This is a genomic window from Pseudoalteromonas sp. 19-MNA-CIBAN-0066 (assembly GCF_040308705.1).
Classification (GTDB): Bacteria; Pseudomonadota; Gammaproteobacteria; order Enterobacterales; family Alteromonadaceae; genus Pseudoalteromonas; species Pseudoalteromonas nigrifaciens.
This window is the reverse complement of the sequence record NZ_JBEONZ010000036.1, coordinates 1-13,301: the sequence shown is the minus strand read 5'-3', so window position 1 is coordinate 13,301 and position 13,301 is coordinate 1. Positions and strand designations below refer to the sequence as shown.

General features: G+C 39.5%; 10 protein-coding genes. 6 read left to right on the top strand and 4 right to left on the bottom strand.

Annotation, left to right across the window (positions count from 1 at the left end; genetic code table 11):
• The first annotated feature begins 11 nt into the window (after positions 1 to 11).
• Together can and AAEZ18_RS15645 are read left to right on the top strand one after the other, a co-directional pair.
• Entirely contained in the window at positions 12 to 671 is a 660-nt protein-coding gene (gene can / locus AAEZ18_RS15650) for a carbonate dehydratase (protein WP_086994736.1), read from the top strand.
• Between the two features lie 8 nt (positions 672 to 679).
• Positions 680 to 1,336 carry an NAD(P)H-binding protein gene (locus tag AAEZ18_RS15645; protein ID WP_350552007.1) on the top strand — a complete coding sequence of 219 codons (657 nt, stop codon included), beginning with the start codon at positions 680 to 682 and terminating at the stop codon, positions 1,334 to 1,336.
• A gap of 241 nt (positions 1,337 to 1,577) precedes the next feature.
• Here AAEZ18_RS15645 and ubiK read toward each other — a convergent pair whose 3' ends face one another.
• Positions 1,578 to 1,841 (bottom strand): ubiquinone biosynthesis accessory factor UbiK, encoded by a 264-nt coding sequence (gene ubiK / locus AAEZ18_RS15640; RefSeq protein WP_086994730.1) that lies wholly within the window; start codon positions 1,839 to 1,841, stop codon positions 1,578 to 1,580.
• Positions 1,842 to 2,004: 163 nt separating this feature from the next.
• Here ubiK and rep point away from each other — a divergent pair, with 163 nt between their 5' ends.
• Positions 2,005 to 4,023, top strand: coding sequence for a DNA helicase Rep (rep, locus tag AAEZ18_RS15635; protein WP_086994727.1), 2,019 nt, complete (start codon positions 2,005 to 2,007; stop codon positions 4,021 to 4,023).
• Between the two features lie 5 nt (positions 4,024 to 4,028).
• Here rep and AAEZ18_RS15630 read toward each other — a convergent pair whose 3' ends face one another.
• From AAEZ18_RS15630 to elbB, 3 genes are all read right to left on the bottom strand, one after another.
• Positions 4,029 to 6,599 (bottom strand): bifunctional diguanylate cyclase/phosphodiesterase, encoded by a 2,571-nt coding sequence (locus tag AAEZ18_RS15630; protein ID WP_182677568.1) that lies wholly within the window; start codon positions 6,597 to 6,599, stop codon positions 4,029 to 4,031.
• A 169-nt stretch (positions 6,600 to 6,768) separates the two neighbouring features.
• Positions 6,769 to 7,164 (bottom strand): c-type cytochrome, encoded by a 396-nt coding sequence (locus AAEZ18_RS15625; protein ID WP_041454600.1) that lies wholly within the window; start codon positions 7,162 to 7,164, stop codon positions 6,769 to 6,771.
• 230 nt (positions 7,165 to 7,394) lie between these two features.
• Positions 7,395 to 8,042, bottom strand: a complete 648-nt coding sequence (elbB, locus tag AAEZ18_RS15620; protein ID WP_089368823.1) for an isoprenoid biosynthesis glyoxalase ElbB — start codon at positions 8,040 to 8,042, stop codon at positions 7,395 to 7,397.
• Positions 8,043 to 8,914: 872 nt separating this feature from the next.
• Between elbB and polA the strand changes: the two genes are divergently transcribed.
• The 3 genes from polA to AAEZ18_RS15605 all read left to right on the top strand — a co-directional run bounded on the left by polA (position 8,915) and on the right by AAEZ18_RS15605 (position 13,218).
• The gene (gene polA, locus AAEZ18_RS15615) at positions 8,915 to 11,650 is read left to right on the top strand and encodes a DNA polymerase I (protein ID WP_086994718.1); all 2,736 of its coding nucleotides are present in this window, start codon (positions 8,915 to 8,917) and stop codon (positions 11,648 to 11,650) included.
• Between the two features lie 465 nt (positions 11,651 to 12,115).
• Positions 12,116 to 12,703, top strand: coding sequence for a YceI family protein (locus AAEZ18_RS15610; RefSeq protein WP_011329398.1), 588 nt, complete (start codon positions 12,116 to 12,118; stop codon positions 12,701 to 12,703).
• Positions 12,700 to 13,218, top strand: coding sequence for a DUF1285 domain-containing protein (locus AAEZ18_RS15605; protein ID WP_041454598.1), 519 nt, complete (start codon positions 12,700 to 12,702; stop codon positions 13,216 to 13,218). The genes AAEZ18_RS15610 and AAEZ18_RS15605 overlap by 4 nt, the downstream gene beginning before the upstream one ends.
• Positions 13,219 to 13,301: the final 83 nt, after the last annotated feature.

Here is a 13,301-nt window from a genome sequence, read left to right as displayed (position 1 = left end):
AAAGAGATGCAATGAGAAAGCTAAAAAATTTATTCGACAATAATAAACGTTGGGCAGATCGCACTAGTAAAGCGGATCCTGACTTTTTTAAAATACTATCAATGCAGCAAAATCCAGAGTACTTATGGATTGGTTGTTCCGACTCCCGCGTGCCAGCCAATCAAATTGTAGATTTACTCCCAGGTGAGCTATTTGTACATCGTAACGTAGCAAACGTAGTTGTACATACAGATCATAACTGTTTATCGGTAATGCAATATGCTGTTGAAGTATTAAAAGTTAAACATATTATGGTGGTGGGGCATTATGGTTGTGGTGGTGTACAAGCAGTACTAGATGAAGCCCGCTTTGGCTTTATTGATAATTGGCTGCGCCATGTTGGTGATGTAAAAGAGAAGCACCTAGAGCAATTAAATGCAGTGCCTGAAAAAGAGCGTTTAAGCCGTTTAATAGAGCTTAATGTAATTGAGCAGGTACGTAATGTAGCGCGTACTAATATAGTACAAGACGCATGGGCACGTGGACAAAGTTTATCGATTCATGGTTGGGTTTACGGCCTAGAAAATGGCCACCTACATGACCTAGAGTCAGTAGTAACTTGTGCATCAGAAGAAGCCGACACTTATAAAAAAGCCGTGCAACACGTGTTTTCAAAACTTGACCATGGATAATTAAAGCGATGACAAAAACGGCGGTAATTATAGGTGCAACAGGGTTAGTAGGAAATGAGTTATTAAAAAAGTTACTACAAAGCGCGTATTTTTCTAATGTAATTGCCTTAAGCCGTCGTGCGCTAAGCATACGTCATCCAAAACTCGTTAATCATATAATTGAGTTTGATGAGTTAACTCAATATGCTGCATTATTTAAAGGCGATGTGTTTTTTTCTTGTTTAGGTACTACTAAAAAGCAAGCCGGCTCAATTGCGGCGCAGCGAAGAGTTGATTTTGATTATCAATTTATTGCCACGCAATTAGCCGCAAGTAATGGTGTGCAACATTACTGCTTGGTGTCATCAAGTGGTGCAAATGCGCACAGCACTAGCCCTTATTTAAAAATGAAGGGGCAACTAGAGCAGCAGGTTAAGCAACTGCCTTTTGCACGTATCAGTATTTTTCAGCCGTCGTTATTATTAGGTAACCGTAAGCGGTTTAGAGTGGCTGAGAAAATTGGCAGTGTTATTTTACCCATTATAACTCGTCTGCCACTTTTAAAACGCTATAAACCAATAACTGGGGAGCAAGTAGCGCAAAAAATGCTGGTTGTGAGTTGCGCGCAGCAGAGCAATTTAGCTTACTATGTACTTGATGAGCTATTTAACCTGAGCTCCGGATAATAAATCTATCTCAAGCAGCTATTTTCAGCGCTAACTGCGTTGAATTTACTTGCAATAGGCCAGCTATTGACGCATAAATTCGCCTTGTTTTCACTGAAAACTTCTGGCTAGAGAAAATAAATATAATTATAATTCAATATGTTAGTAAATTCCTTAACCAGAGTTCAAGTTATTTAATTAATTAGCACTATTACAAAACAAAAAAGCAGCCTTGGCTGCTTTTTTACTTTAAGCGTATATATTATTCAGCATTTGGCTGAGTGCTAAGTTGTTGCTCTAACAGTGCAACTTTAGCTTCAAGCTCAGTTAGCTTTTCGCGTGTACGGATCAGTACTTGGCTTTGTACATCAAATTCTTCACGACTTACAAAGTCCATCTCAGCAAGCTTGTTTTGTAAAACTTGTTTGGTTTTACCTTCGAGTGTATCGGCTAAGTTTTTTACGCCTTGTGGCATATTACTAGTGATTTGCTTTGCAATTTCTTCAAGTTTTGCTGGATTAATCATGTTCGTCCCTTGGCTGTTGCCCAGAATTTATAATAACTAATATTACCTTATAGCCAGTGTATTTAACACAGGTTGATCTTTATCGAATTAATTAGTGCAATTGCTATGCTCGCTGTAATGGTTACGTTAAAATTGCCCGTCTTTTTAAATCTCTTTGGTCGTTATGAAACTCAATCCTAAACAAGATGAAGCGGTAAAATATATTAGTGGGCCATGCTTAGTGCTTGCTGGAGCTGGCTCTGGTAAAACGCGTGTTATTACTAATAAAATCGCATATTTAGTGAAACAGTGTGAGTATAAAGCGCGTAATATTGCCGCGGTTACTTTTACCAATAAAGCTGCTAAAGAGATGCGTGAGCGTGTTTTGCAAACACTTGGCAAGCAAGATGCCAAAGGGCTTTGGGTATCTACATTTCATACGCTGGGTTTAGAAATTATCAAAAAAGAACTTAGTACACTGGGCTTTAAGCCGGGTTTTTCGCTATTTGACGATCAAGATACCAACCAGTTATTAAATGATTTAACCGAAGACGAACTTAAAAATGATAAAGACCTACTCAAGCTATTAAAAATGGCAATTGGTAGCTGGAAAAACGAATTAATTTTACCAGAACAAGCAATCCGCGAAGCGCAAGAGCCACAAAAAGCATTATTTGCACAGCTTTATGGTCGCTATCAAAACCAGTTACGTGCTTACAATGCACTAGATTTTGATGACTTAATAATGATCCCTACTTTGCTCCTTACTAATAATGCCACTTCACGGATGCGCTGGCAGCAACGCTTTAAATACTTGCTGGTGGATGAGTACCAAGATACCAATACCAGCCAATACCAACTTGTTAAGCTGTTAGTAGGTGAACGTGCCCGCTTTACTGTGGTAGGCGATGACGATCAATCGATATATTCATGGCGCGGTGCGCGTCCGCAAAACTTAGTGTTATTAAGTAAAGACTTCCCCGGGCTTAGACTTATTAAGCTGGAGCAAAACTACCGTAGTGCAGGGCGAATACTAAAAGCGGCTAATATATTAATTGCCAACAACCCGCACGACATTGAAAAAAAGCTGTTTAGTGAGCTCGGTTATGGTGAGCCAATAAAAGTAATTGGTTGTCGTGATGAAGAGCATGAGTCTGAGCGCGTAGTGGCTGAAATTATTTCGCATAAGTTTATGAAACGCACTAGCTACAAAGATTACGCTATTTTATATCGCGGTAATCACCAAGCGCGAGGCTTTGAAAAATCGTTAATGAGTAACCGTATTCCATACAAAATTAGCGGTGGTATGTCGTTTTTTTCGCGCTCAGAAATTAAAGATATTATGGCCTACTTACGGCTGCTGGTTAATCAAGATGATGACAATGCATTTTTACGAATAGTAAATACACCACGGCGCGAAATAGGCACGGTGACACTTGAAAAGCTGGGCACGCTCGCAAATGAAAAGCACATGAGTTTATTTGCTACCTGTTTTGATAATGACCTAGGTTATAGGCTAAAAGGGCGTGGTTTGAACGCACTTACTGGGTTTGCACGTTGGGTTGTGGAGCTATCAGACAACGCGGTGCGCGGTGATACCCTAGAAGCGGTTAAAGATTTAGTGCGTAACATTAACTACGAAGCGTATTTATACGAGTCATCACCTAGTGCCAAAGCGGCTGAAATGCGGATGAAAAACGTATCGGAGTTATATCGGTGGATCACCGACATGCTAACCGGCGACGCCGATAACGAGCCCATGACCTTGGCCGAAGTAGTGAGCAAACTTACATTACGCGATATGTTAGAGCGTAACGAAGAAGAAGATGAAGCCGACGCGGTGCAGTTATCAACCTTGCATGCATCAAAGGGACTAGAGTATCCGTACGTGTTTATGGTGGGTATGGAAGAGGGCTTGCTACCGCATCAGGTAAGTATTGATGAGGACAACGTAGATGAAGAGCGTCGCCTTGCGTATGTTGGGATCACCCGAGCTCAACAAGAGCTCACCTTAACTTATGCTAAAATACGTCGTCAATTTGGCGAAACATCACAAACAGAGCTCAGTCGTTTTGTACAAGAACTACCACAAGACGATTTAGCATTCGAGAATAAAAAAGCACCTAATAGCCAAGCCGAGCGAATGGAAAAAGGTCAGGCGCGTGTGGCTAATCTACGCGCTATGCTTAAAAAACCTGAATAAATTGGTTAACGTTGCAGTGATTCAGAGTGACTAATAGAGGGCTGCAAGCTACTGTTAAGTGCAGACTGTTTACCGATAAAAAATCCTAGACCGTGTTTATCTAATAGAGCTCTAAAATTTAATATAGCAGGGCCTTTTGCTATTACTTTAGTGTTTTTAATTTTAGTAATGGCAAGTACGCCCTGCAGTTGTAGGTCGTAGCTAGCTTGCTGCAAAATACGTTTACTAAATGTTGAGCTTAGTAGTAGGTAGTCAAAATCAATTTCGCTAAGTAAGTTAAGCTCGCATTTATCTTTAGCAAAATTATTTAACCCAATAGAGTAGCCGTTTAAAGATAATTGCTTTAAATTTTCAATTTGTGTTGCACTAGCATAACGAATTTCTTGCTCGTCAAAGAGTAAGCAAAGCTGTGTTTTGTTTTCGCATTGGCTCAAAGCATCAGTAAATAAATTAAACTCAGGATGGGCCAATAACAAACTAGAGCAAGGTAGTAAGCCGACGTTTAAGTTAGCGTTACTTGTTTGTGTGTATGCTTGTTGCAGTAGCTGAAGTTCAACATTAAGATGTTGCTCTTTATCGCAGGCAAACTTTTTTAGAATATCAAAACTGGTATAGCCCAATATAGGGTGCTCGCCAAATGCCTCTAGCAATGACTCAGACTGGCAATTTTCATCAAGAGTAATGATCTCAGAACTTCTAAAATTCATTGGTAGCTGTTCAAGGTAATGCAGTACTGGTGATTGCTGCTCTGGTATTGCTTGCGTTAATAGCGGGTGGAATAGCTCATAGCGGTTTCTACCTGAGTTTTTAGCGTAGTACATAGCGGCATCGGCATCACGAATTATTTCATCCGTATTTTTATAGCTTTGGTTAGAGTAAGTTATACCAATACTTGCACCACTTTGCAGTGACGAGCCTTTAAAACAAAATGGTTCTGCCATTAAGTTAATGATTCTATTAGCAACATCTTCAGCTTGTTGAGGCTCGGTTAAATGAGTCAATAAAATTACAAACTCATCCCCCCCTAAGCGCGCTAATAAGTCGTGCTCGCGAATACACTGCGAAAATAGCTTACTCACGCTAATTAAAAACTGATCCCCGGCATGATGGCCAAGTTGGTCGTTAATACTTTTAAACTTATCTAAATCAATAAATAATACGGCAAAGTGTTGCTCTACAAAGCGATGATATTCTTGCAGGGTTTTTTCAAGTTGAGTTAAAAATAAGCTTCGGTTAGCTAAACCGGTCAGCGAGTCGTGATGCGCGTCGTGATAAAGCTGCTGCTCTATTTTTTTTCGCTCATCAATTTGCATTTGTAAATGTAGGTTAGCTTGGCGTAACTCTTTAGTTTTTTCGTCAACTCGAAACTCAAGCTCCTGATGACTCTTTTTAAGTGCGATATTAGCTAATTTTGTTTGTAATACTGTAGCAATTTGATGGGATACAAAGGTGATGAGTTCGCAATCATCTTGGCTAAAAATATGTTTATTGTTATACGCTTGGCAAACAATTAAACCAATAACACCTTGTGATGTTTTTAATGGTGCGCCAAGCCAACTAGTAGCCATTTGCTTTTCAGGCACAGGTGAAGTGCGTTGTACTGTGCCATCTTGTATAAGCGCTTTTGCTCTATCGGGATGTATAAGCTGAGTTTCTTCGGTGCTAATTACCAGCTCACTATAGCCTTTAGAAAAACGCCTTGATTGAGGGTTCTTTTTAAATTCATCTACGTAATAAGGAAAGCTTAGCCAGCCAGAATCTTTGTTATAAAGTGCAATATAAAGGTTATCAGCATAGGTTATCGACTTTATAATTTCATGCAGTTGTAAATATACATCATCAATATTTTTAGCTTGTGTTGCCAGCTCCGATATTTTAAATAAAATTTGCTGGCGTTGTAGGGCTCGTTTACGTTGTTCGACTTCAAGGTTAAGCGCTGCGTTACTTTGTGTAAGTGCTTGGGTGCGAATTTTAACTTCGGCTTCGAGTTGCTCGCGCTTTTTTACTCGCTCTATTGCGGTAGCTAAGTACAGCGACATAACCTCTAGTAATTGTATTTGTTGAGGGCTGTATCCTTGCTCTGTGTCGTAACTTTGTGCTGCAAGTACGCCTATAATGCTTTTTTCTTGAAATACAGGCACGCCAATCCAGTGCTCAGCAGGCGTACCTAAAGCTTTAAATAAACCATTATTAGCAGCATCTTGCATTTGTTGCTTAGTAAAGTAGGTTGTTTTACCTTGTTTAAATACATAACCAGTTGCACCTTCGTTAAAACTATTATGCTGATTAAGGGCAATAGCAAGACCATCTTTTTCGTCTGAAAAATAAGAAAGTTCTAATAAGTTTGTGTGTCTGTTGGAAAGTACAACATAAAAACTTTTGCTTGGTACGTACTTTTGCAAAATATCGTGTATAGCGGGATAGAGTAAGGTAAGTTCTGCAACCGTGCTGGCTTGCTCTGATAATAGGATCAGGGCATTTTGTAGATGATGTGCATGCTTGTACTTTTTCAGTAGCGCTTTAAGACGTTTATTTTGATGCGCTAAGTTACTAGGTACTGTTAATTTATCTTCCAATGATGTTAACCAGCTGTGTTTTTATTGTATACTAATTGCGCTTATAATTTCATTTTTAACTATTAGCGTCAAGTATATATTCGTTAAAATAGCGGTTAAAAGTAGATAAAAAGCATTAAAAAAGGCTTACCTTAGGTAAACCTTTTTATTTATTGATTTTAGTAGGCTTTTACTTAGTTGTCATAAAGTTAATTGCGGCACTAATTTCGTCTTCAGAACAATCCATACAAGTACCTTTTGGCGGCATTGCATTAAAACCATTCAGTGCGTGATCGAGTAATACATCATTACCTTTAGCAAGGCGAGGTGACCAATCATCAGCCGATTTAGGTGCGCCTAACGCACCAGTACCGTGACACGCAAAACATGAAGCTTGATATACTTGCTCGCCAGAACGTGGGCCAGTAGGGGCTGCAGGAGCGGCCACTTTGTCACCCTCAAGGTATACAGCACCAATCGGTGCGAGACGTTTTTTGATTGCATCGGCAGTCATAGAGTTATCATATGGCTGTGCGTATGCGGTGGTTGCTAGCATTAGTAATGCTGCAGCTGATAGTTTTTTCATTTTGCCTTGCCCACTTCAATTTGAACGTGATCAATCACGATTGTAAATGACGGAATTTAAAACAATTATAACTCCCCTAAGCAATTTATAAAATGCTAAGAGTAGATTTTATTGATTAAATCGACTAAAGATTGCGTTAACTCAATAAAAACAGCAGTTTACTAAATGGTTAAACAGAGTAACTGTTATTCTAAGTTACAAAAATCTAAATAGATCATATTGATCAAAAATCAGCTTAGTGCGAGCACTTCACTCACCAGTTTAGCTATTCCAGCATCGGCATCGAGTATAGATTGTGCCAGCATATAGGCTGGTGTTGTTACTAGCTTGTACTGCTGATCTACAACAATATCATCTACTGCGCAGGTGACATGCTGAGCACCTAGGGTGTTAAGTGCATTAGCTGTGTCACTATCATTACCTATAGTTAGGTGTGCTTGCTGATAAATAAAAGGAATTAAATTAGGAGCAATACACATATAGCCCGCTGCTTTATTGGTATTGGCAAACGCTTTACAGGCATGTAACACGTCAGCATTAATACTTGCCTGTGGCCCTTTTATAGCAAAGTCAGATAGATTTTTTGCAGCACCAAAACCACCCGGTACAATTAAAGCGTCAAACTGTGTAACGTCCAGCTCAGTAATCGCTTTTACTTCGCCGCGAGCAATACGCGCTGCTTCTACAAGTACATTACGATTATCGGTGGTTTCTTCACCAGTGAGGTGATTAATGGTGTGATGCTGCGCTATATCGGGTGCAAAGCATTGATAACTTGCACCATTTTTTGCTATGTGTAATAAAGTCAAAACGGCTTCATTAATTTCACTACCATCATAAACGCCACAACCGGCTAAAATTACTGCAACTTTTTTCATTTTTTATCTGCTCCGTTTAAGTCGGCAAACTAAAATTTAGTTCGATAGATTAGGGTCTGTTAACCTTTGCGGATTAAAATTTGTTCAAACTAGGAGCGATTTGATCGCGGCGCGAGGTTTGTAACCTAGTAGGCTCGATAACTGCTCCTGCGTTATTCTACTGGCTTACATCTATGTGTAAATAAGTAAAAACAGAGCAAAGCTTTTGCATCCTGCTCATGCCCCTAACAAAGAGTTAATCGCCCCTAGACAGAACCCTTCGGGCAGCGCATGTTTGGTATTAATGCTGCGTTATCGCCTATTTATGGGGAATAACCACACCACATAGGCTCTGCCTTGTCTAAATACCAAACACACTGCTGCAAACTCAATCTTGAAAGATCAACAGACCTTCAAGTTTAACATGGCAAAAATAATCTGTTTGAAAAATTATTTGTATAGTTACTGTTCGCTAAGCGAGTGATCATAGGGTATATGCCATTTGGTGATCAACCACAGTGAAAAAAATTATAAAGGATCGCTATGATCTTTGATCCATTATGCTAGAATGCTCGTCCAGTTATTTAAATGGATGCAAATAATGGCAATGACTAACAGCGGATGTAACGCTTAAAACTTTTTTCCACATTGGTAAAAAAATAATAAAAAAAGAACCTCGTATTATCTTTTTTAGTAAAAACAACCAGTTAACTTTATTTCTAAGCGTTTTTTAATGCTTTGGAAGAATGGTCTGTGGCTGTTATCTACAAAGTTATCCACAGTTTGTTCTGAATTAATCAACATCAGTAGTATTAATTCGCAGTCGTTTTATTCACTGCCTTATGGCATGCTTATAATTATCTTACTTTTTGTATTTAGGATCCAAATTCACCATGGCTCAGATCCCCGAAAACCCACTTATTTTAGTTGATGGCTCTTCATATTTATTTCGTGCTTATCATTCACCGCCACATTTAACTAACTCAAAAGGTGAAGCGACCGGAGCGATATATGGTGTGATCAACATGCTAAAAAGTTTGATCAGACAATATGATCCCTCGCATATGGTGGTTATATTTGACGCTAAAGGCAAAACCTTTAGAAATGACATGTATAGCGAATATAAAGCGAACCGTCCGCCAATGCCAGATGACTTACGCACGCAAATAGCGCCAATCCACCGTATTATTAAGGCAATGGGTTTTCCGCTTATTAGCATTGAAGGTGTTGAAGCCGACGATGTAATTGGTACGTTTGCGCGCATAGCTTCAGAGCAAAAGCGCCACGTACTGGTTTCTACCGGCGATAAAGATATGGCGCAGTTGGTAAATGAACATGTAACGCTTATAAACACCATGACCGACAGTATCTCGGATCCTGTTACTGTAGTTGAAAAGTTTGGTGTGGGCCCAGAACTTATTATCGATTATTTAGCTTTAATGGGCGATAAAGTAGATAACATTCCAGGGGTAGAAGGGTGTGGTCCTAAAACTGCGGTTAAGTGGTTAGAAAAATACGGATCGCTACAGGGCGTTATGGATAATGCCAGCGAGATCAAAGGTAAAATAGGAGAGAAGTTAGCAGCTGCGCTAGATCATCTGCCTTTAAGCTATCAACTTGCCACTATTAAGTGTGATGTTGAGGTTGAGTCGGATCTTGATACCTTTAAGTTACAAGAGCCCAATAAAGATGAGCTAATTGCGCTTTATGGTGAATGTGAATTTCGTCGTTGGTTAGCTGAGTTACTCGATAACCCTAAAGATACCGAAACACACTTAGCTGTTCCCACTGAGGCTAACGAAGTACCAAAAGTAGCAGAGGCACAATACGAAACTATTTTAACCGAGAGCCAGTTTGATGCATTAATAGAGCAGCTAAATGATGCTGAGCTATTTGCCTTTGATACAGAAACAACCAGCCTTGATTACATGCAAGCACAGTTAGTAGGTATGAGCTTTGCGGTAAAAGCCGGTGAAGCTGCTTATTTACCCGTTGCTCACGACTATCCGGGTGCACCTGAGCAACTAAGCCTTGAGTTTGTAATGCAAAAATTAGGACCTATTCTAGCCGATGCCAAAAAAGCTAAGGTAGGGCAAAACCTTAAATACGATAAAAGCGTATTAGCAAATGCGGGTTATGAATTAAACGGTATTAAGTTTGATACCATGCTTGAATCGTATGTGCTTAACAGTGTGGGTACGCGCCATGATATGGATTCACTGGCACTTAAATTTTTAGGCCATAAAAATATCAGCTTTGAAGATATTGCTGGTAAAGGTAAAAAGCAACTTACTTTTAATCAAGTAGAGCTAGATAAAGCCGGCCCCTATGCCGCTGAAGATGCAGATATTACGCTGCGTTTACACCAAGTTTTATGGCCAAAATTAGCCGCTGACGAAAAACTAAAATCAGTATTCGAAGATATAGAAATGCCACTGGTTAATGTTATTTCTGATATTGAACGCACTGGTGTAGCAATAGACAGCAAAATGCTTGCTGCGCACAGCCAACGCTTAGGCGAGCGTTTATTGGAGCTGGAAAAAGAAGCGTATGAAATAGCGGGTGAACCATTTAATTTAAGTTCTCCAAAACAACTACAAGTATTGTTGTTTGAAAAACTGGAACTGCCAATAATTAAAAAAACGCCTAAAGGCGCGCCTTCTACCGCAGAAGAAGTATTACAAGAATTAGCGCACGACTATCCACTGCCTAAAGTAATTATTGAGCACCGTGGTTTATCAAAGCTTAAATCAACCTATACCGACAAATTACCGTTAATGGTTAACGAGAAAACGCAGCGTGTGCATACCTCGTATCATCAAGCCGTAACGGCAACTGGGCGTTTAAGTTCAACCGATCCTAATTTACAAAATATTCCAATTCGCTCAGAAGAAGGGCGTCGTATTCGTGAAGCGTTTATAGCGGCCGATGGCTATAAAATTGTCGCTGCCGATTATAGCCAAATTGAGCTACGTATAATGGCGCATCTTTCACAAGATAAAGGTTTATTAAGTGCGTTCGCTAATGGTTTAGACGTGCACAGTGCCACTGCAGCAGAAGTATTTGGTGTAAGTTTAGAAGAAGTGACCAGCGATATGCGTCGTAAAGCTAAAGCGGTTAACTTTGGCTTAATTTATGGCATGTCGGCATTTGGTTTAGCACGTCAGCTGGATGTGCCACGCCATGAAGCGCAGCATTATATTGATAAATATTTTGAGCGTTTCCCAGGTGTTTTAGAGTATATGGAAACAACGCGTGAAAAGGCCGCTGAAAGCGGTTATGTAGAGACTATTTTTGGACGCCGTTTATATTTACCAGAAATAAAAGCCCAAAATGGTGCACGAAGAAAAGGAGCTGAGCGCGCAGCAATCAATGCGCCAATGCAAGGCACTGCTGCCGATATCATTAAAAAGGCAATGTTAAGTGTACACAGTTGGGTATACGAGCAAGCTCCCAATACCGTTAAGCTATTAATGCAAGTACACGATGAGTTGGTATTTGAAATTAAAACAGACTGTGTTGATGCTTACACAAAGCATATTTGCGAACTAATGTCGCAAGCGGCTACTCTTGATGTACCACTTATAGTTGAAGCTGATGAAGGCGACAACTGGGAACAGGCTCACTAAGTTTATATAATAAAATGACAAAAAAGTGCCTAAGGGCACTTTTTTTATGTCAGTTTAAAAATATTAATTACTTAAATAGCCGCATTAGTTACATAAAAGTTAACTAAAGAAAAGACCGATGTTAAATCATAAGGTGTTGGCAAATATACACAAATTATCTAGAATTTTATTGTACTAGTGCGCTGGCTTTTGTTAAAGTCGCGCCGTCCTCATCCTGTAGGACATCCTGTTGATGATGCATCTGCGAAGATGCAATTATTCATAGCTTCTCCCCAGTTTGCTATACCGGCCTATCATATATTTGATGGGCCGTTTTTTATTCCTAACCTTAATTATTCCCCATTTATTATTCTATAATTACACTTAATCCTTTAGGTGATACCATCATAAGCTCATAAAAAGTACTTTCTATTCATTTGTGGTTCTAATGAATGGGGTATTGTTCATTTATAGAAGGAATTCGTCATGTTTAAAGCATTAGCTATTGCAGGTTTGTCGTTATCAAGTTTAGTTATTTCTAATATCGCTCAGGCCGATTGGCAGTTAGTAAACGATAAAAGCCAATTAAGCTTTGTTTCTATCAAAAAAAATAGTATTGCTGAAGCAAATCACTTTACTAATATTGAAGGCAAGTTATCAGATAAAGGTGAGTTTAGTGTAAATGTAGACTTAACCTCGGCAGAAACACTGATCCCCATTCGTAATGAGCGTTTAACAAAATTATTATTTGAAGCCGATACATTTGCAAATGCCATATTAACCGCAGATCTAGCATCGCAGCTCAGCAGTATTAAAAAACCTGGCCAGTATGTGCTTAAAGGGATTAATGCGGAACTTGATTTTCATGGTAATAAAAAGCCGCTTACTATAGATGTGCTGGTTAGCAGTGCAGAAAATGGTGATTTAAGTGTGTCTTCTTTCAGTCCTATTATTATTAATAGTAATGATTTTGCAATTACAGAGGGCATTATGGAATTACAAAAATTAGCGGGTTTACCGTCAATTGCGACTGCCGTACCTGTTACTTTTGCACTGACATTTAAAAAGCAGTGATTTCCCTTAGCCAACTAAGCAAGCAATTAAGCGAGCCAAGCAAACCCTTTGATAGTTGGCAACCAACTCACTGTGGATCATTGCCAATGGTTATTAACGACCAAGGGCAATGGTTTTATGCTGGCAGTGAAATAACACGCCCGGCTATGGTAAAGCTGTTTGCCTCGGTATTGTGTAAAGAGGGTGAGCAGTTTTATTTAAAAACGCCAGTCGAAAAAATAGCCATCACGGTTGAAGACGCCCCCTTTATTATTGTTGCCTGGCGATTTGAAAATACCGAGCAAGGACAAGTGCTTTGTTGTATAGATAACCTAGACAGACAATGGCTCATCAGTGCTGAGCAACCTATATATATACAAGACTACAAAGATGCAGCCGTGCCTTATATACAACTCCCTTATGGGTGCTGTGCACGCGTGGCAAGAAGTGTATTTTATCAATGGGCAGAAATAGCCCAGACAGACAAACAGGGTTATTTTATAACATCTGCCGGGGAGCCGTTTTATTTATCCTAAACTCGAGTAATAGCGGATAATAATGGCTTAGGTTTGTAATGCGTGCGTGGCAAGAAGTGTATGCTATTAATGCAATGGGCTAA

Coding starts and splice junctions, on each gene's coding strand:
- AAEZ18_RS15625 (WP_041454600.1), bottom strand. CDS start 7,164: ATGAAAAAACTATCAGCTGCAGCATTACTAATGCTAGCAACCACCGCA.
- polA (WP_086994718.1), top strand. CDS start 8,915: ATGGCTCAGATCCCCGAAAACCCACTTATTTTAGTTGATGGCTCTTCA.
- AAEZ18_RS15610 (WP_011329398.1), top strand. CDS start 12,116: ATGTTTAAAGCATTAGCTATTGCAGGTTTGTCGTTATCAAGTTTAGTT.
- ubiK (WP_086994730.1), bottom strand. CDS start 1,841: ATGATTAATCCAGCAAAACTTGAAGAAATTGCAAAGCAAATCACTAGT.
- rep (WP_086994727.1), top strand. CDS start 2,005: ATGAAACTCAATCCTAAACAAGATGAAGCGGTAAAATATATTAGTGGG.
- AAEZ18_RS15645 (WP_350552007.1), top strand. CDS start 680: ATGACAAAAACGGCGGTAATTATAGGTGCAACAGGGTTAGTAGGAAAT.
- can (WP_086994736.1), top strand. CDS start 12: ATGAGAAAGCTAAAAAATTTATTCGACAATAATAAACGTTGGGCAGAT.
- elbB (WP_089368823.1), bottom strand. CDS start 8,042: ATGAAAAAAGTTGCAGTAATTTTAGCCGGTTGTGGCGTTTATGATGGT.